A 24,966-nucleotide genomic window follows, 5' to 3' on the forward strand; every position below is an offset into this window, starting at 1 on the left:
CGCGTCCGGGCGGCTAGCTGACGTCGATCCACACGGCGTGCGACGGCGTGCCGTGCCGGTCGGTGACGAAGATCATGTGCCAGCCGGCCGGGACGAGTGAGGGGTCGCCCGGGATGGTGAGGGTCACCGCGTCGCCCTTGCGCTTGATGCCGAGGGCCACGGAGCGCTGGTCGAAGTTGGTGACGTGGGTGGCGGAGCCCGGGTGCATCAGGCGGGCCGTGGCGATGCGGCCCGCGTCCGGTGTGTGGAAGGTGACGCTCTGGCCGCGCTTCACCGCCGTGGGCCCGGTGCCGAGACTGGGGCGGTCCGTGCGGTAGAGGTAGGGCGGCCGGTAGACCTCGACGCGCTGCTCGAACGTGCCGGGCCTGGTGTTGTCCTTGTCCCCGAACAGCGGGTCGGAGCCGAACACGGCGACGCGGCCGTCCGGCAGCAGCAGGGCCTCGCTGTGGTAGTTGCGGCCGAGCGTGGGTGCGGCGGCCGCGCGGAACGTGCCGGTCCTGGGGTCGTAGAACTGGGCGGTGAGGATGTCGCTCTCGCTGCGTCCCCGGTAGTCGCCGGAACCGCCGGTCGTGAACACGGTGTCGTCCGGCATCAGCACGGCGTTCAGGTAGCGCGTGCTGTGCGGCAGGTCGGGGCCCGAGGTGAACGAGGGGTGCGCGGCCTTGAGATCGACGACGGCCGTGCGCGCGGTGGCCTTCTTCGACTCGCCGATCCCTCCCCCGCCGAAGACCATCACCTTCTGGTCCTGGGCGGGCGGCAGCAGCACCGAGGCCGAGGTCTCCAGCACGTCGGGGTCCTCGAGACCCGGGACGGCGCGGAAGGTGTTGTCGTCCAGGTTCCAGATGCCGGGCTCGCGGCCCTTGTCGGCCGGGCCGTACCCCGCGTTCGAGCCGGAGTAGAAGACCTTCCCGCCGTTCATCAGGAACAGCGAGGGATAGGTGGGGAAGTAGTGCGAGGGCGCCTTGGACCAGTGCCGGGTCGCCGGGTCGTAGATCTCGTTCTTGCCGGGGACGACCTGGCCGATGTCGTCGAGGCCCGAGGTGGCGAGTACCTTGCCGTTGTCGAGTGTGAGCAGCGTCGGGTACCAGCGGGCCTCGCTCATCGAGTCGACCTGGGTGTACTTCTCGGTCTCCGGGTCGAACACGTAGGCCTGCCTGATGCCCTGGAAGTCCTTCTTGTCCAGGCCGAGTTTGTTGGCGATGCCGTAGAAGTTGTCGTCGTCCTTGCCGTGCAGCCCCTCGATCTCGTACTGCTGCGTGGAGTTGGTGACCCCGGCTGGGCCCTTCTTCGTCGCCTCGACGAACACGCGCGCCTCGCTCGCGGTCACCGTCACCTTGCCCGTGGCCGGGTCCGTGCGCTTCCTGGCCGCCGGCACGTGGACGGGGAACTGCGAGCGGTAGGTGAGTCCGGAGGCGGAGAGGAAGACGGTCCCCTTGGGGAAGGTGCGGCTCTTGGTGGGGTCCTCGTTCTTGACGAGCATGGCCCCGCCCGCCCGTTTCACGTCGCCGCCGAGCACCTCGTAGCGGCCCGTCCCGCCGGCGATCAGCACCTTGCCGTCGGGGAGCTGGGTGTGCCCGGCACAGAACATGTCGCGGGGCGTGTCGATCTTCTTGAAGGTGTTCTTGACCGGGTCCCACAGCGTGCTCTTGAAGGTGCCGCCCTCGAACAGCTTGATGTTGTTGCCCGATCCGGCGATCAGGAGCACCTTGCCGGTGTGGAGCAGGATGGCGTGGATCGCGTTGAGCTGGTAGCGCTTCGGCATGTCCACCACGTTCCAGTGGCCGCGCGCCTCCTTGTAGCTGTCCTTGTTGACCTCGTAGGTGTGGTAGCGGTCATTGGCGAACCCGAGCACGGCGGGCGCGTTGAGCCCTGCGAGTACGAGCACGGCCGCGGCGCCGATCCATGTCTTGCGTGACGTCAGACGGGATGGGCGAGCGCGCATGCGAACCTCCGGGAGCGGTCGGCCTGAACATGGTCCAAGGCTTCGACAGCTACCGCAGCCCGGCGAGCGGCCCGGGCCGACACTCTGCTCCGCGCCACGCCAACAACCCGAAGAGGGGATCGGCCCGCCGGCGGGCGCGGAGCACCGGGTTCAGCGCAGGGTGCCGCAGAGAGCCGGGTCGGTGGCTTCGGCGGGCAGGCTCGCGTCGAGCTCACTGGCGCCCAGGACGTTGTCGTACGTCCCGTTGTGGTTGTAGTCGATGCCGTGCACCACGACGACCGCCTTGCCGTCCTTGACGTTCTTCACGGCGTCATCGGACAGCTTGATGGTGCGGCTGTAGTGGAACGTCCCCTTGTTCGGGAAGCGGTCCACGGCCAGGGCGCTGGCGGGGCTGGTGTCGCCGCTCGTGGTGAGCGAGGTGCCGATCATGCCGTAGTTCTTCATCGCGTCGGCGACGTTGATGCTGCGGTGGCCGTTGTGCAACACGGAGGCCTTCGCGGTGGGGCAGGTGCCGTGGCCGTCGACGTGGATGTGCATGGCGTGCGGCACGCCGTTCAGCAGGCCGGCGGCGGTGACGTCCACGCGGGCGGTGGAGCCCTTCAGCGTGACGGACGCGAAACCGATGCCGTAGACGTGGTTGGTCGGCACCGGGAGCAGCAGGCCCGAGCTGAACGTGGTGCGCTGGTGGCCCCAGTGGTGGTGCCCGGTGCTGGCCGAAGCCGTGGTGGTGGTCAGCACCAGCGGAAGCACGGCGGCGGCCGCGACTGCCGCGTACTTGGCGGGGGTTTTCATGAGACGGCGTTCCCTTTCCTGGTGTGCCGGCCGCGGCGCTCTCCCCGGGTGGGGCGGCGTCGGCGGTCGGCACGGTTCGGAGATCCGCATGACGGCTGTATTCGGAACCGCGCGGTGTGCGGATTGCCGGGGGCGCGCCGTTTTTTCGGTGGGTTCCCTTGGCGTCCCGTCACGCTCTCGTGGCGGGACGGCGTTTGGCGCCCACGCGATCAGCGCGGGGAGCGGTCGATGCCGTGGCCTCGCGTGCCGCGTACGACGGCCACCTTTCCGAACCTGCTCCACAGCGTCCGCTGGGCCAGCAGGGTGAGCGTGCCGGAGATCAGCATCCCGGCCAGGTTCACCCCGAGTTGCACGAACGACACGGCGACCTCCCCGCCGTGCCCGAGCGCGATCGCGATCGCCGCGTTCCCCGCGGCCGGCACCGTGGTGACGGAGATGAAGACGCCGACCAGCACGGACGACTTGCCGGCCGTCAGCGAGAGGATGCCCGCGACGCCCGCGAGCAGCGCCACGATGAACGACCACTTGTCGGGATGGATGATGAAGTCGGTCAGCGGGCGTGAGGCCAGCATCCCCGGCTCCACCCAGCCGAGTCCCCGGCCCACGAGGGCGCACAGCAGCGTGGTGGCGATCGCGACGGCGAAGCCGATCAGCAGGGACCTCGCCGCCGGGAGGACGACACGTCCCTCCCGGCGCAGCAGGCCGAGGCACATGGCCGCGACGGGCCCGAACTCGGGCCCGAGCACCATCGCCCCCACGATCAGCACGGGCTGGTCGAGCAGGGCCCCGATCGCCGCGATCTGGGTCGCCAGGGTGAGAAAGGCGAGGAACGCCCAGGTGAGGCGGGCGTCGGCGGAGGTGCGCGCGGACAGCTCCGCCCAGACGACTGCGTCGTCCCCCTCGCCGGGCGCCCTGGTCTCGGCCGCGTCGGCCGCGGCCGACAGCGAGACGTCGAGCTGCTCGACGGTGATGCCGCCGACGTCCCGCAGGCCGAGCGCGCTCAGCTCGTCCAGCACGTCGTTGGCGGCCTCACGCGCGACGTCGAACTCGACGAGGTCGCCACGCGGCGAGAGGGCGGCGCCCGGCACGCGCAGGACGTTGACGACGGCGGGCGACGCGTCGGCGATCCGCAGGACGTCGTCGGTGTGAGCGGCGGGGCTGATCACTCGGACATGCAGCACGCACGCAGTATGCCGCCCTCGCGCCGCACGCCGGAACTCCGTACGCCCGCCGGTGCGGGGCCGGCCCCGGCGACCGGTGTGTCACTCGCGGCCGAGTGCTCGCAGGAGCCCGGCGATCTGGTGGGGTGCGACCTCGCGCACTTCCTGGGACTCGTGGACGCCTACCGAGGCGATCAGCTCGTGCACGGTGACCGCTCCCATCCCGGGCACGGCTCTGAGCAGCGCCGACATGCTGATGTGACCGGCCGCTGCGTCGCGGCCCTCGTGGGCGCGCCGGATGACGCACAGCAGGGCGGACGTGCCACCGTGTGCCACCTCGCTCAGCAGTCGCGTCCGGTCGTGGTGGTCGAGCCGGCGTGTGGTGGTGTCCGTCACGTCCTGGCTGATACGGCTCATGGAGCCCTCCTCGCCTGCGAGTTCCCGGCCGGGAACCCCCGGCCCGCGGCCTCTGCCGCTCGTCTCGGCGCCTACCCACCGTTGCACAGGGCAAAAGTCCACACTCGGGTCATCCGTGTCACTCGCCCACGCGACCCGCCTGCGCCGGCGCGTTCGGCGCCTCGCTCCCGCTGCCGCCCGCCGTGTCCCGGTGGAGGGCGTGCAGGACCGACTGGTGGGTGATCCAGCCGACGAGACGGGTACGGGACGCGTCGAAGACGGGCAGGCCCGCGCCCTCCGCCGAGACGAGCGCGTCGAGCGCGTCGGGCAGGGCGGTCTCCTCGGTGACGGGCCTGGGCAGATGCACGACGGAGCCGACGCTCGGAGCGGAGTCCGCCGCGGCCGCCAGGCCCTCCGCCGCGGAGCGCGCGGTGACGGTGCCCAGGTACGTGGCGTCCTCCGCGAGCACCGGCAGCACACCGTGGCGGGAGCGGGCCAGCGCCTCGGCCGCGTCCGCCAGCGGCGTCGAGGCGCGCAGCGGGTCGGGAAGCGCCTCCATGACGGAGGCGACGAGCCAGCCCGCGAGCGGCGCATCGCGCGGCGTCTCGCCGATGTCCACACCGCGGCGGCGCAGTTTGAGCGTGTAGACGGTGTCGGTGGACAGGGCGCGGCTGACACCGGTGGCGACGACGATGGCGGCCATCAGCGGGAGGATGATGGAGTACTCGCCGGTCAGCTCGAACATGATGATGACGGCCGTGATGGGCGCTCGCGCGGCCCCGGCGAACACGGCTCCCATGCCGATCAGGCCGTACGCGCCGACGGGCCCCGCGCTCCCCGGCAGGAGGTGGTGGGCGACCGCGCCGTAGCCGGCGCCGAGCATCGCCCCCATGAACAGCGAGGGCGCGAACACGCCTCCGGAGCCGCCGATGCCGATCGTCAGGCTGGTCGCGGCGATCTTCCCCACGAGCAGTACGAGCAGGAACACGACGGTGTACTTGCCGGCCACCGCGTTCTCCAGGACCGGGTAGCCGACGCCGTACATCTGCGGCAGCACCAGCAGGAGCAGCCCGAGCAGCGCGCCACCCGCCGCGGGGCGCGCCCATTCGGGTCCGCGCCAGACGAAGTCGCAGGCGTCCTCGATCCAGTAGAGGACCCTGGTGAAGCCGACGCCCACGGCGCCTGCCAGCAGTCCGAGCACGATGAACAGCGCGTACTCCGACAGGTGGTGCACCGCGAAGGGCGGCAGATGCAGGAACGGTCCGCTGCCCAGGGCCGCCCTGCCGATGACGGAGGCGACGACCGATGCGAGCACCACCATGCCGAACGACTCGGCGGTGAAGTCGCGCAGGATCAGCTCCATCGCGAAGAACACCCCGGCCAAAGGCGCGTTGAAGGTCGCGGCGATGCCGCCGGCCGCGCCGCAGGCGACGAGCACGCGCATGCGGTCCTCGGCGACCCGCACCAGGCGGCCGAGCGTGGAGCCGAGGGCGGAGCCGATCTGGACGATGGGCCCCTCGCGCCCCACCGAGCCCCCGCCGCCGATGCACAGCGCGGAGGCGAGGGACTTCACCAGGGCCACCTGCGAGCCGATCTTCCCGCCGCGCCTCGCCACCGCGAACATCACCTCGGGCACGCCGTGGCCGCGCGCCTCCTTGGCGAAGCGCTGCACGAGCGGCCCGTACAGCAGCCCGGCCACCACGGGTGCCAGCACGACGAACCACTTGCCCAGCCAGGGCACATGGGGGTTGCCCGTGTGCGCCGCGGCGGAGTAGTCGGCGTGGCCGGAGAGCAGCAGCGTGAAGGTCTTGATCAGCCAGCGGAACGCGACCGCGCCGAGTCCGGCGCCCGCCCCGACCACGAGGGCGAGCAGCAGCAGACCACCCTTGGCCTCTCTCAGGAGCGCGAGCAGGCGCGGCACGCCCGTGGGGACGGGAAGGGACTCTTCGGCGGCGAGCGCGGGGCGCGGCACTCGGCGGGCTCTGATCGGCATGTTTGCATTATGCAATACAAATCATTGCCCTATGCAATGCTCCGCATGGTGAGACGTATCCCTTCCCCGCCCCGCCGCCCGACGCGGTAGAAAGGGAGGATGCCTGAGCGAGCGCCCGCCCCACGCCCCGACGCCCCTCACGACGGGGAGGCCGACGAGGTCGTCACCGCCGTACTCACCGCGTCGCGCCTGCTCGTGGCCGTGTCCGCGCGTTCGCTCGCGTCCGTCGAGGAGACCCTGACGCTCCCCCAGTTCCGGATGCTGGTGGTGCTCTCGACGCGAGGGCCGATGAACATCTCCCGGCTGGGGACGCATCTGGACGTCATCCCGTCCACGGCCATGCGGATGGTCGAGCGGCTGACGGGCGCGGGCATGCTGGAGCGCGAGCTCAACCCCGGGAACCGGCGCGAGATCCTCATCCGGCTCACCGCCGAGGGCCGCCGGGTGGTCGACGCGGCGACGGACCGCAGGCGGGCGGAGATCGCCCGCATCGTGGGCGCCATGCCGCCGGCGCATCGCACGGCGCTCGTCGAGGCGCTGCGCGCCTTCAGCGAGGCGGGCGACGAGCCTCCCGTCGCCGAGCAGGCGGCCCCGGCGCGGACGGGCACCGACATGCGCTGGTGAACCCGGCTGTGGACGGCCCGGAGGCCGGCCGTCACATGGCCTCCTTGACGCCCCTGCGGATCAGCCAGGTGTTGACGGGCCACGCGGTGAAGAACCCCGCGACCATGCCGATCTGCATCAGGAACCAGTACACGGGGCTGTCGGGACGCAGGTGGTGCGGTGCCGGGAAGAAGACGAACGCCATGAGCGCCATCCAGCCGAAGAGGCCGATCTCAAAGGCGGCCAGCGACAGCACGTCGGCCTTCGCCGCCTCGGTCAGGCCCTTGCGCACGCCGAGGCCGCGCATGGGCGCGATGGCGAAGTACTGGAACGCCACGCCGAGCACCAGGGCCAGCACGAAGTCGCCGACGTACTCGGCGAACAGCGCCCGGCCCGCGATCGTGGCCCCGAGGGCGAACACCGCGAACTCGGCGATGACGTCGCCGAGCGTGCAGCCGGCGCCGCAGTGCGACACGCCGACGGCCGTGGCCGCCCACGCCGGCTTCGGCGGCGGGTCGCCGTGGCGCTGCTGCCACCGGCCGCTCGCCGGGCGGCCGAGAGCGCGGTAGCCGGCGACGGCGGCCGGGCCGAAGTACAGGGCGGTCACCGGCCAGACGGCCTCCATCACCCCCATCGGCTGGCGGTGGCCGCGGCCGTAGATGTCGAAGAGGATCCATGCCGCGCTCAGGAAGGCCGCCCCGAGGGACACCCAGGACAGCACGGTCAGCCACGCCGCGGGCACCGGCGGCCTCCTCACGTCGACGGCAACTTGGATACCCCTCCCCGGTAACCCGTAGCGGTGGATCCGAAACCCGGGGCGCCCGCACGCGACCGCGCACACGGCCGGGCGGGCCGACACGGGGACCGGCCGGGGCGGCCGGCCAGACGTCGATTGAGTAACTTCTGAGTGGGTGGGACACCACGGGGCAGGCCTGTTCTTGTCCTCATGACGCAGAAGCGGAGGGGAGGCCAGGTGACGCCTCGGACCGGACGGCCCTCGCCGCGCATTGCCTCGCGCGCTCACCCCGCGCCCGCGGACCAGGCGACCGCCGCGGGCCGTTCGCCGGAGATGGCGCGCAGGATCCTGAGCGTCCTCCCGTTCGGCGTGATGGCCCTCGTCGTGGTCGTCGACGTCACGGCGGGTTCGGGGGTCGGCCTCCTGCCGCTGATCTCCCTGGGCCCCGCCTTCTCCGGCCTCGTGGGCGGGTGGCGGCGCACCCTGGCGGTGGGGCTGCTCTCCCTGCTGCTGTGCACCGCCCTGGGCTGGTACGACGGGCTTCTGGACAGCCGTCGCGAGTACACCGCGCTGGCCTCCGTGGCCGGGGTGACGGCCGCGGGGTTGCTGGCGTCGGTCAACAGGCTGCGGCGCGAGCGTGAACTGGCCAGCGTGCGCTCCATCGCGGAGGTCGCGCAGCGTGTGCTGCTGCGGCCCGTCCCGCGCCACGCAGGCCACCTGACGACCGCGGTCGCCTACACGTCGGCGGTGGCCGAGGCCAGGATCGGCGGTGACCTGTACGAGGTCACGCCCGTGCCCGACGGGGTGCGCGTCATCATCGGCGACGTCCAGGGCAAGGGCCTCGAAGCGGTGGAGACCGCGGCCGTCGTGCTCGGCGCGTTCCGTGAGGCCGCCCCGGAGGAGGCCCTGCTGACCGAGGTCGGCGCACGGGTCGAGCGCGCCATGGAACGCGAGCTGAACGGCGAGAAGTTCGTCACGGCGCTCCTCGTCGACATCAGCCCGGAGTACGGCGCCACGTTCCTGAACTACGGGCATCCGCCGCCCATGTGGGTGCCGTCGCACGGCGAGCCCGTCTTCCCCGAACCCGAGGAGTACGCGCTGCCGCTCGGTCTCACGGCACACGGCGCGGAGGGCCCGAAACCCTTCCACGTCGACTTCGGGCCCGGCGATCAGATCCTGCTCTACACGGACGGCGTCACCGAGGCGCGCGACGCGGACGGCACCTTCTACCCGCTGGGCGAGCGCGCCGGCCTGCTGGCGGACGCGGACCCCGAGCGGGCGCTCGCCGCGCTCCGCGCCGACCTGGAGCGCCACGTCGACGGGCCGCTGCACGACGACGCGGCGACGCTGCTGCTGCGCCACCGCAGCTGAGCGGGCATGCCGGCAGCGGGCGCGGCCGGGAGCAGACATGCGGGAGCGGGCGGAGGCCGCGGTGGGTCTCCGCCCGCTCCCGGGCGCGGGGGCGCCGCGCTACTTCGTGAGGTGCCCGTAGACGACGGTGTTCCCGTCGTACTCGTGCTTCGCGGCGTTCCAGTCGCTGCACGTGATCAGCCGGATCTCCGGGTCAGGTGTGTTGCCGTAGACCTCGAGCGTGGGGAAGTCCTTCTTCTCGTACTTCCGCACGGCGTCCACCGTGAAGTGGACGGTGCTGTGATCGGCCCGCGTGACACTGATCTTGTCGTGCGGACGCACCGAGCCGAGGCGGTAGAACACCGCGGGGCCCGTCTGGTACGAGTCGACGTGGCCGAGTATGACGGCGGGGCCGTCCTGCCCCGGCCGCGGCGAGTCGTGGAACCAGCCGGCCTGGAGCGGCTTCTTCGGCACCTCGACGGTGCCGTCGCCGTTGAGGCCGAGATCGAGCAGCTTGCTGTGGACGCCGATCGCCGGGATGTCGATGGCGGTGGGACGTGCGGCGGGCGCCTGCGACGTGGGGCTCGGCGAGGGGGCCGCCTTCGTCGTACCGTCACCCGCCGGCGAGGACGAGGACGGCGCGGGGACCGCGGCCCCGGCCGTGTGGCCGGGCAGCTGCCCGGCCGCCGCGGGGCGGGGCTGCGGCGGGGGTGACCCGCCGCCGCCCCAGCCCGCGGCGACAGCCGCCAGGCCGCCCGCCACGCAGACCACGACGAGCGCGATGACCAGGATCATGCGCCGCGTGCGGCTGGTGGTGTTCGGCTCGGACGGTGTCATCGTGCGCCGGCGCTCCTGCGACGCAGGGCGTAGCCGCCGGCCGCCGCACCGAGCAGCGCCAGGGCGCCGCCTCCGGCGACCAGGCCCGTGTCAGGGCCCTGGGCCTGCGTGGCGCCGTCACCCGTGGCGGCGCCACCATTGGGCATGGACGACATCTGCGACGCGGCCAGCGCGCCGCACAGCGCCGGGTCGGTGGCCTCGGCCGGCAGGGACTTGTCGAGCTCGCTGGCGCCGAGGACGTTGTCGTACTTGCCGTTGCCGTTGTAGTCGACACCGTGCACGACGATGACGGCCTTGCCCGACTTGATGTTGTCGGCGACCTTCGACGACACGGTCATCGTGCGGCTGTAGTCGACGCTGGAGCCGGACGGGAAGCGCTTCACCGCGAGGGCGCTCTTGGCGCTGTTGTCACCGCTCGTGGTGAGCGAGGTGCCGATCATGCCGTAGTCCTTCATGGCGTCGGCGACGTTGGTGGAGCTGTGCCCGTTGTGGTCCTTCGCCTCGGACGGCTTGGGGCACGTGCCGTTGCCGTCGATGTGGATGTGCATGGCGTGCGGCGAGGCCCCGCCGGCCAGACCGCTGGCCTTGACGGTGACCTTGGCCTGGTCGCCGGAGAGCTGGATCATCGCGTGGCCGCTGCCGGTCACCTTGTTGGCGGTGACGGGGTCCAGGGAGCCCTGGTAGGTCGTCCAGCCCGAGGAGGAGGACGTGGACGACGCCCACGCCGTCGCCGGAAGCGCCAGCGGCAGGGCCACCACCGCGGCTGCTGTCAGAACACGTGCCTGTATCGAATGCATGATGGTGCCCTTCACTCGCCGGTACCACGGGCCGAGCGGCTCGCGGCCCCGAGGGACGTTCCTTCCACCGCCTATTCGGAACGGAGCGGCCCGTGGATTGGAGGCGATTCGCGAGAGCCCGGCACGGGCACAGGCGACGAGTGTGCGCCTTCACTTCTGAAGGTGCGTCAGGAAAGACCGCAGGGCGGCCGCGACGTCGGCAGGTGCCTCCAGGGGCAGCAGGTGACCTGCGGCGGGGACGGTGGTCAGAACGGCGTGCGGGATGTGCGGCAGGAGGCACTCGCGCAGCACGGACGGCGGTTCCACCCTGTCGTTCTCCGCGGCCAGCACGGCCACCGGGACCTCGATGCCGCCCACCGCGCCCGTGATGTCCCGCGCGATCCCGTGCAGCGGCCACTCGCGCCCGGCACCGGCGGCCGAGGCGAGGCTGTCGCGCACAGCAGAGGCCCGCGCGTCAGCGGGCAGTGGTGTGGCGGTCAGGACGTGGTCGAGGGCGTGCGCGACCGTCGCGGGCGAGTCGTACGCGTGGGAGAGGCCCTGCCGGTACTCCTCCGTCACGGTGGCCGGCGGCCGCGGCGGCGCGGGCGCGACGAGCACCAGGCCGGCGAGCCCGGCCGGCCTGCGTGCCGCGACGAGCTGCGCCGCCTTGCCGCCCATCGAGTGGCCGACGAGGACGTAGGGACCGGGCGCGCAGGCGCCGGCCACGCGGGCGAGATCGTCGGCGAGCCGGTCGAGACCGTAGGGGCCCGGCAGCGCCCGGGAGCGGCCCCAGCCGCGCTGGTCGAAGCGGACCGTCGCCTGCTCGGGCGGCAGGTGGCCGAGCACGCCGCTCCAGGTGTCCGCGGAGCCGCCCCAGTAGTGGGCGAACACCAGCGCGGGGCCTTTTCGGCCGCCGGCTCGCGCGTGCAGTACGCCGTCCGCCACGGGGACCGGGATTGTTGTTTCCTTCATCGTCACACCTCTCGCATCGGCCGCGGAGCGACCGTCGTCGTGCTGCCACGGCTTCGAACAGGTGGCCTGGCGTGCCTGTCAGGCCCGGTTTCGACCGTACGGGCGGCATCGCGCGCTCCCCGGTGAAAAGAGACGCGATGGTTGTGAAAAGCGGACACACCGCGGTACGGCAGCTGCGCTACCTGCCCGCCGCGGGATCGCCGTACGGCGTGGAGGTCGTCGACTTCGCCGCGCTGCGTGCCATGGACCCCCAGCGCCGCCGTGTGCTCCCGCAGCGCCCCGACTTCCACGTCTTCGCCCTGGTCGCCTCCGGCACGGGCCGCCATGAAGCCGACTTCCGCGAGTACCGGCTGACGGAGGGAAGCGCCGTGTGGATCAGGCCCGGCACGGTGCACCGGTGGAGCGACGTCGACGCCTGCGACGGCCCGCTCGTGCTGTTCAGGCCGGGCTTCCTGCCCGCCTCCACGGGGGCGGATGCCACCGGGCCCGTCTGCCGGCACCTGGACAGGCAGCCGCTCGACCTCGCGCTGCTCGCGGCCGGGCACCTGGGCCGCGAACACGACGCGGCGGCGCGCACGCCGCGCCTCACCTCGCCCGCGCTCCTTTCCCACCTGCTGGCGGCGCTGGTCCTGCGCGCCCTGCCGGACGCACCCGCCCCGGCGGACGCGCCGCGGGACGGCAGCCGGTACGGCGAGGTGTTCCACGCCTACCGGGCCGCCGTCGAGGAGCACTTCACCGACTGGCACCATGTGGCCGACTACGCGCGTGCGCTCGGCTACGACGTGCGCACGCTCACCCGGGCGACGCGCACCGCGGCGGGCACCGGTGCCAAGACCTACCTCGACCAGCGCGTCCTGCTGGAGGCCAAGAGGCTGCTCGCCCACACCGACCTGCCGGTCACCGCCTGCGCCCGGCGCCTCGGCTTCCGGGCCCTCGCCCCTCAGGGATGAGAGGCGCACGCACTCCAACTGCGACGCCTCGTCATACGGCCCACAGACACACCGATATGACAAGCCTTAAAAAGGGATAAAGCGCCTCATTCGTTCTAGTGTGTGCCGCGTTCCACTCTTCACACACGAAAAGGACCAATGATGCGCAAGCTCACCCGCGCCGCCGTCGCCGGCGCCCTGGCCGCTCCTCTCCTCATGGCCGCCGCAGGCGTGGCGTCCGCCGACGAGTCGTCCTACTGCCACCAGAAGACCTCGGCCAACGAGCACGGGGCCTGGTCCGACTCGACCTGCAACAGCGCCCGCACGAACGACCGCAACGACTACGGGCGCGGCGGGTACGACCGCTACCGCGGCGGGCTGCTCGGCGGGCTGGTCGACGTCCTCATCTGAGGCTGACGCCCTTCGGTGGGTCCGCCGGCGTCGGTCGCCGGTGGACGAGGAGGCGCGGGGCCGCCCGGTTGCCGGGTGGCCCCGCGCCTCCACGACTTCGATCAGCTCTTCGACGTGGCGGTGGCGTACACGACGACGTTGTCGCGGTAGGCGTGGCTCGCCTCGTCCCAGCCCGTGCACGTGATCAACCGGAGGCTCGGCCCCGCGGTGGGGGCGTACACGGAGTCGGGGAAGTCGTCCTGCGGGTACACCGCGACGGCGGTGACGGTGAAGTCGGCGGTCGACTTGTCCTCGCGCTCGACCGCCACGCGCATGCCGGGCTTCACCGAGCTGAGGGGGTAGAAGGCCGCGGGCCCCTTGGTGGAGTCGACGTGCCCCGCGAGGACGGACGTCCCCCGCTGCCCCGGCGAGGCGGACGAGCGCAGCCAGCCCGCCTTCTCCGGGTCGTCGGGCGGCGTTATCCGCCCGCTGTCCGTGGTGTGGATCGGCTCAAGGAGCGCGTGGAGCCCCACCGCGGATATCGCGACCGAGGTGGGCACGGAGTAGGGCATGGCACGCGTCGGCGGGGTGCCGGCCTGGTGGGCCGGGGCCCTGCTCGGCACGGTGCCCGCACTGATCGCGTGGGGCGGCGGGGGTGTCTGGCCGCCGAGCGCGAGCGCGACGGCCAGTGTGCCCGCGAGGGCGCCCGACACGGTCACCGCCGTCCATGCGCGGCGGTGACCTTTCCCGCGACCCCTACCGGGGCCCGTGCTCACAACGGGCTCCTGCTGGCCGTCAGGCACCCGGAAGCGTGCTCTTGCGGCGGCGCAGGGCGAACGCCCCTGCCGTGCCGACGAGCAGTGCGGCGCCGGTCCCGAGCAGGGCCGGGTGCTGCAGGCCCTGTGTGCCGCCCTCACCGGCCGCCACGCCGCCGTGGGCGCCGTCGGTGGTTCCGGGGAGGGTCTGGAACCACAGGAAGGTGTTGGTCGGGATGGGCTTGGTGACACCGGAGTTCGGGTCGGCCGCCAGCTTGTTCACGGTGGCGAGGTCCTTGCCCTGCTGGATCTTGGCGAAGGATGCGGGATTCGTGACGCCGACGACGTAGACGGGCCACCACTCGGGCCGGTTGTCGTTGCGGTCGGTGATGATGTGGTCGTGACCCGGCAGCGGGACGTTCTTCAGGGCGGAGGCCGGCATCTTGAGGGCCGGGGCCAGCCTGGAGAGGTCGATGTTGGTCGGGTGGTCGACGCAGGGCTTGCCCGCGGGGCACTGGAGCTTCGCCGGTCCGGGCTTGAACAGCGGTACCGGGATGTAGAGCGGGTCGGTCGACTTGATCGAGTCGGTCCCGGGCGGCACGTGGTTGAACTTGGCGCCGGTCTCGCACTTGCTGGGGGCCGCGGAGGGGACACTGGTGTCGCACCAGAAGTTCTGCGTGTACAGGAACTGGGTGGTTTCGCCGTTGAACCAGCCGTCCGTCACACCGATGTTGCGGCACACGTCCTGGGGCTGACCCGTGGTGCACTTGTCCTTCAGCGGCTGGCGGACGTGGTCGGCCGTGGGGGCGGGACCGAAGCCCGAGTCCGAACCGCCGCCCGTGCCGGGCATCCCGTCGGCCACGGCCGACCCGACGCTGCCACCGAACGCGAAGGCCATCGTGGCGACACCCGCTGCCGTACGGACCAGTGCGCGCCGGCCTATCTGCTTGCTCATCGAGGTGAGTCCTTTCGCGGCCCGGGCCGCGGCGGCAACGAGGAGGTGCCGGGGCCATCGGGCGGAGGGGCCGGCATCACGGACGCGATGCGGCTTCACGACCAGGATCACGTGGTGTGATCGGCATGTCGCGCTGTGATGGCCGACCGGGTGAGCACGCCCCCGGCGCCGGGGCGCACCGTCAGGCGAGCGGCGCAGGCGCCGACGGGTGCCGCGCCCGGAACCCGCCGGGCGGTGTGCCGCCGCGCCACTCCGCGAACACGACCGTGGCGTCGTCGTTCAGCATGCCCTCGTGGTGTGCCATGAGGGCGCGGATCAGCCGCCGCAGCGTCTCGGCAACCGGCAGCCCCTCGGCCTGCTCCCTGAGGACGAATTCGACGAACCGGGCGAGACCGAATTCGCCGCCGGCCCTGTCCCGGGCCTCGATCACACCGTCGGTGTACATCAGGATCCGGTCCTCGGGCTGGAGTTGCTCGTGGCACAGCTTCGTGGTGAGGCCGAGGTCGGTGCCCATCGGGTGGCCGGGTTCGCACCGCAGCGTCCGCGCCGAGCAGCCGCGGATCAGGACCGGCTCGTGATGGCCCCGGTTGACCCAGGTCAACTCGCCTGAAGCGGTGTCGAGTTCGGCGAACAGGCCGGTGGCGTAGCGGCCCGTGCCGAACTGGTCGAGCAGTGTGCGCTCGATGACGTTCGTCGTGCCGATCAGCCCGATGCCCTTGCGCCTGCTGGCCCGGCAGGCGGCCATCGCCAGGTTCGCCGTGAGCCCGGCGGCGCTGTCGTGGCCCATCGCGTCGACAATGGCGAGGTGCAGGCTCTGCCCGGCGACGGCGTAGTCGAAGGCGTCGCCCGCGATCTCGTAGGCGGGCTCCATGGTGGCGGCGAGCACGACCTGGTCGTCGGCGAAGGACATGGGCGGCATCAGGGACCACTGCATCTCCGCGCTGACGCCCATGGGCCTGGTGCGTACGAGCCGGGCGTACGAGTCGCTTGCCGCACGCTTGGCGACCAGCAGCATCGAGGTCAGCGACGCCAGGTCGCGCAGCGCCTCCTCCACGGCGCCGCGGTCGGCCGACGCGCCGATGTCCGCTCGCAGCACACCGATGCGCTCCGTCCCGCCCAGCAGCGGCAGCCACAATCGGCCGGGTACGTCGCGCGCTGCGGACCCGCCGGTGACGCGTGTGTGCCGGTACACGAGCCCGGCCAGGGTCCCGTCGACCGGGAGTGACTCGCCGTCCGCCCCCGCGTTCGCCCCGCGCCCCGTGAGCTCACGCAGCACCTCTTCGCGCAGGTCGACGACGTAGATGTGGACGTTCTCGATCCCTATGGCCGCCGCGTGCCGTCTCAGGAGCCCGGGCAGCTGCTCCACCCCGACCAGCTGCCCGGCCCGCAGCAGGCTCCGCAGTGTCGACCCGATCGGCGATGGCTCGGGCATGTCAGCACCACCAAGGGCCCAGGCCGGCGCGAACCCGGAGAGCGAGTAGGCCATGGCCCCCGAGAGCCACCCCGGCAGCCGCATCCGGCCACCGGCACGCGGCGCCCCTCCGGCCGGGAGCGCACGCGGACACCACCACACCAGCCTATCCGCCGCGGCGCGCCGACGGGGCCCGCAGGCTGCGGGGCCCCGCCCGGCCGCACCCGTCAGACGCGGATCTCGGGGCGGTACGTCTCGAACCACGTCCCGAGGTCGAGTGCCCGTTCCAGCAGCATGCGCTGTCCCTGCGTGACGGCGTCGGCCGCCACGGTCGTGGCCGCCGAAAGGGCCCGCTCGTCGATCAGCCCGACGGCCGGGTGCCCGGCGGTCAGCAGGTCGGCGGCCTGGTCCTGGATGGCGGTGACGTAGCTCGGGTCGAACGTCCCCGGGTAGCCGCTCTTCTTGCGGTCGGCCACCGACGCGGGCAGCAGCTCCCTGGTCGCCGCCCGCAGCAGGCTCTTCTCCCGGCCGTCAAAGGTCTTGAGCGACCACGGCGCGTTGAAGACGTACTGCACGAGGCGGTGGTCGCAGAAGGGCACGCGTACCTCGAGGCCGACCGCCATGCTCATCCGGTCCTTGCGGTCGAGCAGGATCTGCACCATGCGCGTGAGGTGAAGGTGGCTGACCACCCTCATCCGCGCGTCCAGGCCGCTCTCGCCGGGCAGCGGCGGGGTCTCGGCGACGGCCGTGCGGTAGCTGTCCGCGACGTAGGCCTCCAGGTCGAGCACGGCGGCGAGGTCGTCGCTCACCTGGCGTCCCCCCTGCAGCGACTGGGCGCCGGAGTGCTGCCGGGCCATCCAGGGGAAGGTCTCGGCATGCCGGCGGTCGTCGTGGAACCACGGGTAGCCGCCGAAGACCTCGTCCGCCGACTCGCCCGACAGCGCGACCGTCGAGTGCTTGCGGACGGCGGCGAAGAGGAGGTACAGCGAGTTGTCGCGGTCGCCGATGCCCGCCGGTATGTCCCGCGCGCCCACCGCGGCGCGGCGGACGGCGGGGGCCGACAGTGCGGCGCCGTCGAGGACGATGTCCTCGTGCCGGTTGCCCAGGTGCTCGGCGACGGCGTGCACGTACGGGGTGTCCTGCGTCGGCGCGACGTCGATCGCCTGGAAGTGCTTGTCCTGGTCGGGGAAGTCGACGGCGAAGCTGCGTACCGTCTCGCCCTGCGGCGCGAGGTGCAGCGCGGACAGCGCGGTGAGCGCCGACGAGTCGAGGCCGCCCGACAGCAGCGTGCAGCGCGGCACGTCGGCCACGAGCTGCCGTTTGACGATGTCGTCGAGCAGCTCCCTGACGTGCGCCACGGTCTCCTCGCGGCTGTCGGTGTGCGGCTCCGAGCGCAGCCGCCAGTACGTTCGCCGGCGCAGGCCGGCCCTGTCGAGCACGATGATCTCGCCGGGCCTGACCTCGCGCATGCCCTCCCAGATCGCCATGCCCGGCGTCTTGACGAAGGAGAACAGTTCGCGCAGGCCGTCCCGTCCGACGACGGGCGACACGAGCGGGTTGGCGAGGATGGCCTTGGGCTCGGAGCCGAAGACGACGCCGTCGTCCGTCTCGTAGTAGTAGAAGGGCTTGATGCCCATGCGGTCCCTGACCATCACGAGCCGCTCGCTGCGCGCGTCCCAGATTGCGAACGCATACATTCCGTTCAGGTGCTCGACCAGTTCCTCGCCCCATTGCACGTAACCGCGCAACACGACCTCCGTGTCCGAGTCGGTGTCGAACCTGTGGCCCTGGCGGCGCAGCTCGTCACGCAGCTCCGTGAAGTTGTAGGCCTCCCCGGAGTAGACCATCGACACGTCGCCCTCCGGCGTCCCGACCGTCATCGGCTGGGCGCCGCCCGGCAGATCGATGACGGCGAGGCGGCGGTGGCCGAGTGCGGCGTGGCGCGCGTACCAGGTGCCTGCCGCGTCGGGGCCGCGGCACGACATCGTCCGCGTCATCGCTTCGAGGTCGTCCCGGTGGCTGCTCAGGTCGCGCTGGTAGGCGACCCAGCCGGTGATACCGCACATGGTGATCCTCATTCCTTCCGCAAAGGTTGCCTAAGCGAACTGCCCAGCGGGCCCGCCCGGGCACACCTCCGCGCGCCGCCGGCTCGCGTGGTGTTTCTCACGGCAAAGGAATGGTCACGTAACGTTACGCGTGGCGGTGAGCCGGGCAGGGCCGGCTACTCCAGCGCCGGGATGATCGACTCCCCGTAGGCGTCGATCGTCGCCTCCTTGGCGTCGTGCATGTCGTACAGCGCGAACTGGTCCACGCCCAAGTCCCGCAGGGCCCGCAGCTTCGCGATGTGGTCCGCCACGCCGCCGAGGACGCAGAAGCGGTCCACGACGGCGTCGGGCACGAAGTCCGCCGACGGGTTGCCCGCCCTGCCGTGGTGCGCGTAGTCGTAGCCGCGGCGCCGCTCGACGTAGTCCGTCAGCGCCTCGGGTACGGCGCCGGAGTGCGCGCCGTACCTGGCCACCAGGTCGGCGACGTGGTTGCCCACCATCCCGCCGAACCAGCGGCACTGCTCCCTGGCGTGCGCCAGGTCGTCGCTGACGTAGGCGGGGGCCGCCACGCACACCGTGAGCGCGGCCGGGTCGCGGCCGGCCTCTGCGGCCGCCGTGCGCGCCGAGGCGATCATCCACGCGGTCAGGTCGGGGTCGGCGAGCTGGAGGATCAGCCCGTCGGCCACCCGCCCGGCGAGCGCCAGCGCCTTCGGCCCGTACGCGGCCATCCACACCGGCAGCCGCCCGTCCCGTACCCAGGGCAGGCGCAGCGGACGCCCGTCCACCAGCGCCTCGCGCCCCTCGGCCAGGTCGCGGATCACGCCGATCGCCTCGCCGAGGCGGGCCAGTGTGTTGGGGGCGCGCCCGGCGACGCGCATCGCGGAGTCGCCGCGCCCGATGCCGCACACCGTCCTGTTGCCGTACATCTCGTTGAGCGTGGCGAAGGTGGAGGCCGTCACCTCCCAGGCGCGCGTGCCCGGGTTGGTCACCATCGGGCCGACCACCAGGCGCTCGGTCTCCGCGAGTACACGGCTGTGGATGACGAACGGCTCCTGCCACAACACCGCGGAGTCGAACGTCCAGCCGTAGCGGAAACCCGCCGCCTCGGCGCGGCGCATCAGGTCCACGACCCCCTTGGCAGGGGGGTCGGTCTGCAGGACGAGGCCGAAGTCCATCGGGCGGTACCTCCTGGAGGTGCTGGACGTACTGGACGTGCTGGGCGTTCGTCGGTGCCCGGGGCCGACGGCCCCGCCCGCGTCAGTTCGCGTACTGGGGGACCCCGCGCGGCAGGTACGTGCCCTGCCCCGGGTGCCCCACGTACACCCGGTCCTCGATCACGGGGACCCCGCGGGAGAGCACCGTCCTCACGCGCCCGGTGACCCGCCGGCCCTCGTACGCCGAGTAGTCGACGTTCATGTGGTGCGTCCGCGCGGACATGGTCTGCTCCGCATGCGGGTCGTACAGGACGATGTCGGCGTCGGAGCCGGGCGCGATCGTGCCCTTCCTCGGGTAGAGGCCGAACATCCTGGCCGGTGCGGCGCAGGCGATCTCGATCCACCGGCGCAGGCCGATGTGGCCGTCGACGACGGCCTGGTGGAGCAGGTCCATGCGGTTCTCGACCCCGGGCAGGCCGTTGGGGATCTTGGTGAAGTCGCCCCGGCCCAGCTCCTTCTGCCCCTTGAAGCAGAAGGGGCAGTGGTCCGTGGAGACCACCTGCAGGTCGTTGGTGCGCAGGCCCTGCCACAGCGCCGCCTGGTGCTCCGCCGGGCGCAGCGGGGTGGAGCACACGTACTTCGCCCCTTCGAAGTCCGGCTCGGCCAGGTTGTCCGTCGACAGGAAGAGGTACTGCGGGCACGTCTCGCCGAAGACGGGGAGGCCGTCGTCGCGGGCGCGCGCCAGCTCGGCGAGGGCCTCGCGCGCCGACACGTGCACCACGTACAGCGGGGCGCCTGCCACCTGGCTGAGCCTGATCACCCGGTGGGTGGCCTCCGCCTCAAGGAGCGCCCTGCGCACCTCCCCGTGGTACCGCGGGTCCCGCTCGCCGCGTGCCAGCGCCTGCTCGGCCAGCACGTCGATCGCGAGGCCGTTCTCCGCATGGGTCATCACCAGGCCGCCGTTGGCCGCCGCGCGCTGCATGGCCCTGAGGATCTGCCCGTCGTCGGAGAGGAAGACCCCCGGGTAGGCGGTGAACAGCTTGAACGAGCTGACGCCGAGCGAGACGAGCCGGTCCATCTCCTTGAGGGACGACTCGTTCACGTCGGACATGATCATGTGGAAGCCGTAGTCGATCGCGCACTTCCCCTCCGCCTTGGCGTGCCAGGCGTCGAGCCCCTCCTGGAGGGAGCCGCCCCTGGGCTGGATGGCGAAGTCGACGATGGTCGTCGTGCCGCCCCAGGCCGCGGCCCTCGTCCCGGTCTCGAAGGTGTCGGACGCGAGGGTGCCGCCGAAGGGCATCTCCATGTGGGTGTGGGCGTCCACCCCGCCCGGGATCACGTAGGTGCCCGTCGCGTCGATGACGCGGTCGGCGCTCCACCCGTGGCTGCCGTGGGCGGCGATACCGGCCACGTGCGCGCCGTCGACCAGCACGTCGGCGTGGAGCTCGTCGGCGGCGGTGAGGACAAGGCCGCCGGTGATCAGGGTGCGTGTCACGACTCGTCTCCGTTCGCGATCGGCTTGCACGGCTTGCGGGGGCCCTCCAGCCCGCGGCCCGGCGCCTCGCGGCCCGGCGCCCCGAGGGCTCTAGAGCGCACGCAGCGCCCGGTCCATGATCTCCGCGCCTTCCTCCGCCTCGGCCACGGTGAGGGTGAGCGGCGGCGCGATGCGCAGCACGCTCGTGTCGTGGCCGCCGCCCTTGCCGATCAGCAGGCCCCTCTCGCGCGCGGCCTCGATCACCGCGGCGGCCCGCTCCGGTGACGCCTCGCCCGTGCCGGGCCTGACCAGCTCGACGCCCGCCATCAGCCCGCGGCCGCGCACGGCGCGTACGGCGTCGACCCTCGCGGCCGTCGCGCGCAGCCGTTCGAGCAGCAGCCCGCCGACGCGGCGCGCGTTGCCCTGCAGGTCGTGCTCCAGCACGTACGACAGGTTGGCTAGGCCGGCGGCCATGGTGACGGGGCTGCCGCCGAAGGTCGAGATGGAGTTGGTGTCGATGCAGTTCATGATCTCGGCGCGCGCGATGACACCGCCGACGGACATGCCGTTGCCGATGCCCTTGGCGAACGTGACGATGTCGGGCGGCCCGTTGTCCGCGTGTGCCTGCCAGCCCCAGAAGTGGTCGCCGGTGCGGCCCCAGCCGGTCTGCACCTCGTCGCTGATCCACAGCACGCCGCGCTCGGCCAGCACCTCGCGGAAGGCCGCGTACAGCCCGTCGGGCGGCATCGTGAACCCGCCGACTCCCTGGACGGGCTCCGCGATCAGCGCGGCGGGCGTCCTGGTGTGCCCGAGCAGGTCCTTGAGGTCGGCGACGCAGGCGGCGGTGAACGCCGCGTCGTCCAGGGCGGCGAACGGGCCGCGGTCGCGCACCGCGCCGTGCACGTACGTCGTCTGCAGCGGCGAGTAACCGGTGGGCGACCAGCCGCGGTTGCCCGTGACGGAGACAGTGGAGAACGACCTGCCGTGGTAGCTGTTGCGCATCGCGAGCACCTGGTTCGACGACCGGTACGCGGTGGCGAGCAGTAGCGCGGTGTCGTTGGCCTCGGTGCCCGACGTGGTGAAGAAGACCCGGGCGTCCGGGATGCCGGACAGTGCGGCGATCCGTTCCGCGAGCTCGACCATGGGGCGGTTGAGGTAGAGCGTGGAGGAGTGGATGATCCGCCCGGCCTGCTCGCTGACTGCCTTGGTGACCTCCGGCAGGGCGTGCGCGGTCATGGTGGTGAGGATGCCGCCGAAGAAGTCGAGGTAGCGGTTGCCGTCCGCGTCCCACACATGGCGGCCCTCGCCGTGCGTGATCTCCAGGGGCCGCTCGTAGTAGAGGCTGAGCCAGTCGGGCAGGACGGCGCTGTGGCGCTCGTGCAGCGGCGAGCGGGGACGCGGGGAGGTCACGGGCGCACCAGCCCCTCGTACGCGTCGGGCCTGCGGTCGCGGTAGAACGCCCACTGCCGGCGCACCTCGTCGATCAGGCCGAGGTCCAGGTCGCGCACGACGAGTTCCTCCTCCTTGTCGCTCGCGGTGTCCCCGACGAACCGGCCGCGCGGGTCGACGAAGTAGCTCGTGCCGTAGAAGTCGTTGTCGCCGTACTCCTCGCGGCCCACGCGGTTGATCGCGGCGACGAAGTACTCGTTGGCGACGGCTGCCGCGGGCTGTTCGAGCTGCCACAGGTGCGCGGACAGGCCGCGCGAGGTCGCCGACGGGTTGTAGACGATCTCCGCGCCGCCGAGGCCGAGTTGGCGCCACCCCTCGGGGAAGTGCCGGTCGTAGCAGATGTACACGCCGACCTTGCCCACGGACGTGTCGAAGACCGGCCAGCCCGCGTTCCCCGGCTTGAAGTAGTACTTCTCCCAGAATCCCTTGAGCTGCGGGATGTGGTGCTTGCGGTACTTGCCGAGGTACGAGCCGTCGGCGTCGATCACGGCGGCGGTGTTGTAGTAGAACCCGGCACCCTCCACCTCGAAGACCGGCACGACCAGCACCATGCCGGTCTCCCTGGCCAGTTCGCGCATCCTCGTGACGGTGGGCCCGTCGGGCACCGGCTCGGCCCACCGGTAGTGCTCGGGCTCCTGCACCTGGCAGAAGTAGGGGGCGTTGAACACCTCCTGGAAGCCCATCACGCGCGCGCCTCGGCGGGCAGCCTCGCGCGCGTGCTCCTCGTGCTTGGCGATCATGGACTCGGTGTCGCCGGTCCAGGTCGTCTGGACGAGCGCCGCCCGGACGACCCGCTGCGGGGCTCCTGCGGTCTCGGAAGGCTCGGTCACGGGCTGCTCCTCCTCCGGATCAGCGGACCCGTCGAAAGTATGCCCCGGTACGAACCGGGGCAAGACCACCTTCGCCCGAAAGGGTGCGCGCGCACCCCGGGCCACCGGGCTGTGCCCGGCACATGGCCCGGCTCGCGCCTACGTCTCCAGCAGTTCGACCGCGATGCCGATCATCGGGTGGCGCCGCCTGCGCCCCGAGAGCCGCGCCGACGCCTCGGTGATCCGGTACTGCCACCCGTACTTCCCGGCCAGCAGGCCGCGTACGTGGGCCATGCCGTCCGCCTCTTCGAGCAGCCGTGCCGTGCCCTCGGCGCGGACGGCGCCCTCCTTGATGCGGCCACGCACCGTGCACACCGTGACGACGGCGCGCGGGTCGTTGCGTACGCGTTTTACCTTCCACGAGCCGGCGTCGGTCCACACGTACAGGGTGCGGTCGTCCAGCGCGTGCCACACCGGCGTGTCGATGCCCACCCCGTCCCTGCGGTACGTGGTGAGGCTGACGTAGCGGCTGCGCGCGAGCGAGTCGAGGGTGCTTCGGTCGAGGGTGGCCACGAGCCGAAGGCTACGCCTTGCCCGAGCCGGGGTTGTCGGCGTTGGTGAGGGTCTCCCAGGCGACGAACAGGCCGTCGGTACCGCCCGGACGCTGCTTCTTGATCAGGCGTTCGGTCTCTGGCAGCGCCATGTGCAGCCGGTTGTGCAGGTGGTTGTAGGCGACTTCGAGGTCGGGGCCCATCGTGCGGGTGATCTTGCCGCCGCACAGCCACTTGGGCGCGGGCGCGCCGAGCTGGTAGCGGGCGTGGAACTCCATGGCGGCGCCCAGCCGTTTCGCCTCCTGCGCGTACAGGTCGACGCCCTGGTGCCATGCGGTCTCCGCGATGTGCGCGGTGGCGGCGAGCGAGTAGCCGATGTGCATGAAGTTGCGGCAGGTCTCCTGGCCGAGCCCGTCGACGTAGGTGTGCTGGCCGAACCAGTACGTGGCGAGCTGGTCCGGGCTCTTGATGGTGCCGCCGGGCGGCGGCTTGGGCAGCTTGCCGTCGGAGGAGAGGTAGAAGTACGCGGGGACGCGCGCGCGGAAGCGGGAGACGGCGTGGTCGAACATGGTGTGGTCCTCGAGGAAGACCGACATGCTCATCTCCGCGTCGGTCATGGCGAGTTCCCAGTTGCCGTTGTAGTCGGGCACCTTGGCGGCGACGTCCGGCAGGTACGCCTTGCGCAGCATCCACTTGAACCGCATCACGGCGGGTTCGCGCCACCGCGGGTAGGTGGCGTGCACGAGTTCGGCGGCCCGCGCCCAGGTTGAGCCGGTCCACGCCGCCTGGAGGTCGGAGTCGTTCAGCGTGTGCCGCTTCATGACGGCGGACCAGGCGTCCATGATGCGCACGGCCTCGCGGGCGTACGCCTGCTTCCCGGTCATCGACCACATCAGCGCCTGGGTGTACGCGGCGATGGCGTCGTCGCGCTCGAAGACGCAGGCGGGCGTGCCGTGATTGGACCGGCAGGCGACGGTGGCCGACGGGTGCGGCGTGTAGCCGGCGGCCGCGTACTTGCTCGTGCTCATCCGCCGGAACGCGGACGCCCAGGGCTCGCGTCCCGCGGCGACCATCTTCCGCGCGGTCCTGAGCTGCCCGGCCCCGACGACGACGCCCGGGTGCTGGAAGGCGGCGGGGCGGCCGTCGGCCGCGGGGCCCGCGTGCGGCGACGAGGGCGCGCAGGCGGGCACCAGGGCGAGGCAGCACAGCGCGGCGGCAGTGGCGATCATTCTGCGTAGAGGCACGGGGACACCGTGTCCCGGCCGGGCAGGGGCCGCAATCGGGGTGCCACCCAGGGGTGACGGCCGTGGCCGAGTGGCCGAGGACCAGGAAGACGCGTGGGCATGAGAAGAGAGCGGCGCCCCCGCCGCGCACACGCGCGGCGGGGGCCCGCTCCACGTCGAGCACAACCCGGCCGGCCCGCAGCTGACCTTCTCCCCTGAACAGAGAAGTGATCTCCGGCTGCTGCCCGAACCGGGCCATTGCCC

The 24,966-nt window shown here is 72.1% G+C and carries 23 protein-coding genes; 4 read left to right on the top strand and 19 right to left on the bottom strand.

Annotation, left to right across the window (positions count from 1 at the left end; all coding sequences use genetic code 11):
• Positions 1-13: 13 nt before the first annotated feature.
• The 5 genes from glxA to JFN87_RS03435 all read right to left on the bottom strand — a co-directional run bounded on the left by glxA (position 14) and on the right by JFN87_RS03435 (position 6,166).
• Positions 14-1,942, bottom strand: a complete 1,929-nt coding sequence (gene glxA / locus JFN87_RS03415) for a radical copper oxidase GlxA (protein WP_209338336.1) — start codon at positions 1,940-1,942, stop codon at positions 14-16.
• A gap of 150 nt (positions 1,943-2,092) precedes the next feature.
• Complete coding sequence (locus JFN87_RS03420) at positions 2,093-2,734, bottom strand: hypothetical protein (protein ID WP_209338337.1); 642 nt, start codon at positions 2,732-2,734, stop codon at positions 2,093-2,095.
• A gap of 209 nt (positions 2,735-2,943) precedes the next feature.
• Positions 2,944-3,915, bottom strand: coding sequence for a DUF389 domain-containing protein (locus JFN87_RS03425; protein ID WP_209338338.1), 972 nt, complete (start codon positions 3,913-3,915; stop codon positions 2,944-2,946).
• A gap of 81 nt (positions 3,916-3,996) precedes the next feature.
• Complete coding sequence (locus tag JFN87_RS03430; protein WP_209338339.1) at positions 3,997-4,311, bottom strand: hypothetical protein; 315 nt, start codon at positions 4,309-4,311, stop codon at positions 3,997-3,999.
• Positions 4,312-4,429: 118 nt separating this feature from the next.
• The gene (locus JFN87_RS03435; RefSeq protein WP_209338396.1) at positions 4,430-6,166 is read right to left on the bottom strand and encodes a chloride channel protein; all 1,737 of its coding nucleotides are present in this window, start codon (positions 6,164-6,166) and stop codon (positions 4,430-4,432) included.
• A gap of 216 nt (positions 6,167-6,382) precedes the next feature.
• Here JFN87_RS03435 and JFN87_RS03440 point away from each other — a divergent pair, with 216 nt between their 5' ends.
• Positions 6,383-6,907 carry a MarR family winged helix-turn-helix transcriptional regulator gene (locus JFN87_RS03440; RefSeq protein ID WP_209338340.1) on the top strand — a complete coding sequence of 175 codons (525 nt, stop codon included), beginning with the start codon at positions 6,383-6,385 and terminating at the stop codon, positions 6,905-6,907.
• A gap of 31 nt (positions 6,908-6,938) precedes the next feature.
• On the opposite strand, the gene JFN87_RS03445 is transcribed toward JFN87_RS03440, so the two are convergent.
• A complete protein-coding gene (locus tag JFN87_RS03445; protein ID WP_307865280.1) occupies positions 6,939-7,628 on the bottom strand; it encodes a DUF4396 domain-containing protein in 690 nt (229 codons plus the stop codon).
• A 327-nt stretch (positions 7,629-7,955) separates the two neighbouring features.
• Between JFN87_RS03445 and JFN87_RS03450 the strand changes: the two genes are divergently transcribed.
• Positions 7,956-8,993: a PP2C family protein-serine/threonine phosphatase gene (locus JFN87_RS03450; RefSeq protein WP_209338397.1), complete on the top strand. Its 1,038-nt coding sequence runs from the start codon at positions 7,956-7,958 to the stop codon at positions 8,991-8,993.
• Positions 8,994-9,092: 99 nt separating this feature from the next.
• Here the strand turns inward: JFN87_RS03450 and JFN87_RS03455 are convergent, their stop codons facing one another.
• The 3 genes from JFN87_RS03455 to JFN87_RS03465 form a co-directional block, all read right to left on the bottom strand.
• Entirely contained in the window at positions 9,093-9,809 is a 717-nt protein-coding gene (locus tag JFN87_RS03455) for a class F sortase (protein WP_209338342.1), read from the bottom strand.
• Complete coding sequence (locus JFN87_RS03460) at positions 9,806-10,606, bottom strand: GVDTG sorting domain-containing protein (protein WP_209338343.1); 801 nt, start codon at positions 10,604-10,606, stop codon at positions 9,806-9,808. Before JFN87_RS03460 ends, JFN87_RS03455 begins: the two co-directional genes overlap by 4 nt.
• A 150-nt stretch (positions 10,607-10,756) precedes the next feature.
• Positions 10,757-11,557: an alpha/beta fold hydrolase gene (locus JFN87_RS03465; protein ID WP_209338344.1), complete on the bottom strand. Its 801-nt coding sequence runs from the start codon at positions 11,555-11,557 to the stop codon at positions 10,757-10,759.
• A 143-nt stretch (positions 11,558-11,700) separates the two neighbouring features.
• Here JFN87_RS03465 and JFN87_RS03470 point away from each other — a divergent pair, with 143 nt between their 5' ends.
• Together JFN87_RS03470 and JFN87_RS03475 are read left to right on the top strand one after the other, a co-directional pair.
• Positions 11,701-12,507 carry a helix-turn-helix transcriptional regulator gene (locus JFN87_RS03470; RefSeq protein ID WP_209338398.1) on the top strand — a complete coding sequence of 269 codons (807 nt, stop codon included), beginning with the start codon at positions 11,701-11,703 and terminating at the stop codon, positions 12,505-12,507.
• A gap of 141 nt (positions 12,508-12,648) precedes the next feature.
• Positions 12,649-12,897, top strand: a complete 249-nt coding sequence (locus JFN87_RS03475) for a hypothetical protein (protein ID WP_209338345.1) — start codon at positions 12,649-12,651, stop codon at positions 12,895-12,897.
• A gap of 101 nt (positions 12,898-12,998) precedes the next feature.
• Here JFN87_RS03475 and JFN87_RS03480 read toward each other — a convergent pair whose 3' ends face one another.
• From JFN87_RS03480 to JFN87_RS03525, 10 genes are all read right to left on the bottom strand, one after another.
• On the bottom strand, positions 12,999-13,595 hold the full coding sequence (locus JFN87_RS03480; RefSeq protein WP_209338346.1) for a sortase domain-containing protein: 597 nt from the start codon (positions 13,593-13,595) through the stop codon (positions 12,999-13,001).
• A 76-nt stretch (positions 13,596-13,671) separates the two neighbouring features.
• Positions 13,672-14,586 (bottom strand): hypothetical protein, encoded by a 915-nt coding sequence (locus JFN87_RS03485; protein WP_209338347.1) that lies wholly within the window; start codon positions 14,584-14,586, stop codon positions 13,672-13,674.
• A 181-nt stretch (positions 14,587-14,767) separates the two neighbouring features.
• Entirely contained in the window at positions 14,768-16,018 is a 1,251-nt protein-coding gene (locus JFN87_RS03490; RefSeq protein WP_209338348.1) for a PP2C family protein-serine/threonine phosphatase, read from the bottom strand.
• A gap of 206 nt (positions 16,019-16,224) precedes the next feature.
• Positions 16,225-18,063 (bottom strand): asparagine synthase (glutamine-hydrolyzing), encoded by a 1,839-nt coding sequence (asnB, locus tag JFN87_RS03495; RefSeq protein ID WP_209338349.1) that lies wholly within the window; start codon positions 18,061-18,063, stop codon positions 16,225-16,227.
• 155 nt (positions 18,064-18,218) lie between these two features.
• The gene (locus tag JFN87_RS03500; RefSeq protein ID WP_209338350.1) at positions 18,219-19,217 is read right to left on the bottom strand and encodes a TIGR03842 family LLM class F420-dependent oxidoreductase; all 999 of its coding nucleotides are present in this window, start codon (positions 19,215-19,217) and stop codon (positions 18,219-18,221) included.
• Between the two features lie 82 nt (positions 19,218-19,299).
• A complete protein-coding gene (gene hydA, locus JFN87_RS03505) occupies positions 19,300-20,691 on the bottom strand; it encodes a dihydropyrimidinase (RefSeq protein ID WP_209338351.1) in 1,392 nt (463 codons plus the stop codon).
• A gap of 90 nt (positions 20,692-20,781) precedes the next feature.
• Positions 20,782-22,080, bottom strand: a complete 1,299-nt coding sequence (locus JFN87_RS03510; RefSeq protein WP_209338352.1) for an aspartate aminotransferase family protein — start codon at positions 22,078-22,080, stop codon at positions 20,782-20,784.
• A complete protein-coding gene (locus JFN87_RS03515) occupies positions 22,077-22,949 on the bottom strand; it encodes a nitrilase-related carbon-nitrogen hydrolase (protein ID WP_209338353.1) in 873 nt (290 codons plus the stop codon). The genes JFN87_RS03510 and JFN87_RS03515 overlap by 4 nt, the downstream gene beginning before the upstream one ends.
• A 138-nt stretch (positions 22,950-23,087) precedes the next feature.
• Positions 23,088-23,501: a PPOX class F420-dependent oxidoreductase gene (locus JFN87_RS03520; RefSeq protein WP_209338354.1), complete on the bottom strand. Its 414-nt coding sequence runs from the start codon at positions 23,499-23,501 to the stop codon at positions 23,088-23,090.
• Between the two features lie 10 nt (positions 23,502-23,511).
• Positions 23,512-24,708, bottom strand: a complete 1,197-nt coding sequence (locus JFN87_RS03525; RefSeq protein ID WP_209338399.1) for an alginate lyase family protein — start codon at positions 24,706-24,708, stop codon at positions 23,512-23,514.
• Positions 24,709-24,966: the final 258 nt, after the last annotated feature.

Source organism: Streptomyces montanisoli, from assembly GCF_017813245.1.
GTDB lineage: Bacteria > Actinomycetota > Actinomycetes > Streptomycetales > Streptomycetaceae > Streptomyces > Streptomyces montanisoli.

Bases quoted from the DNA above. Each gene is read 5' to 3' on its own strand.
- glxA (WP_209338336.1), bottom strand. From the start codon at position 1,942: ATGCGCGCTCGCCCATCCCGTCTGACGTCACGCAAGACATGGATCGGC.
- JFN87_RS03420 (WP_209338337.1), bottom strand. From the start codon at position 2,734: ATGAAAACCCCCGCCAAGTACGCGGCAGTCGCGGCCGCCGCCGTGCTT.
- JFN87_RS03430 (WP_209338339.1), bottom strand. From the start codon at position 4,311: ATGAGCCGTATCAGCCAGGACGTGACGGACACCACCACACGCCGGCTC.
- JFN87_RS03440 (WP_209338340.1), top strand. From the start codon at position 6,383: ATGCCTGAGCGAGCGCCCGCCCCACGCCCCGACGCCCCTCACGACGGG.
- JFN87_RS03450 (WP_209338397.1), top strand. From the start codon at position 7,956: ATGGCGCGCAGGATCCTGAGCGTCCTCCCGTTCGGCGTGATGGCCCTC.
- JFN87_RS03455 (WP_209338342.1), bottom strand. From the start codon at position 9,809: ATGACACCGTCCGAGCCGAACACCACCAGCCGCACGCGGCGCATGATC.
- JFN87_RS03460 (WP_209338343.1), bottom strand. From the start codon at position 10,606: ATGCATTCGATACAGGCACGTGTTCTGACAGCAGCCGCGGTGGTGGCC.
- JFN87_RS03465 (WP_209338344.1), bottom strand. From the start codon at position 11,557: ATGAAGGAAACAACAATCCCGGTCCCCGTGGCGGACGGCGTACTGCAC.
- JFN87_RS03475 (WP_209338345.1), top strand. From the start codon at position 12,649: ATGCGCAAGCTCACCCGCGCCGCCGTCGCCGGCGCCCTGGCCGCTCCT.
- JFN87_RS03485 (WP_209338347.1), bottom strand. From the start codon at position 14,586: ATGAGCAAGCAGATAGGCCGGCGCGCACTGGTCCGTACGGCAGCGGGT.
- JFN87_RS03490 (WP_209338348.1), bottom strand. From the start codon at position 16,018: ATGCCCGAGCCATCGCCGATCGGGTCGACACTGCGGAGCCTGCTGCGG.
- asnB (WP_209338349.1), bottom strand. From the start codon at position 18,063: ATGTGCGGTATCACCGGCTGGGTCGCCTACCAGCGCGACCTGAGCAGC.
- JFN87_RS03500 (WP_209338350.1), bottom strand. From the start codon at position 19,217: ATGGACTTCGGCCTCGTCCTGCAGACCGACCCCCCTGCCAAGGGGGTC.
- JFN87_RS03525 (WP_209338399.1), bottom strand. From the start codon at position 24,708: ATGATCGCCACTGCCGCCGCGCTGTGCTGCCTCGCCCTGGTGCCCGCC.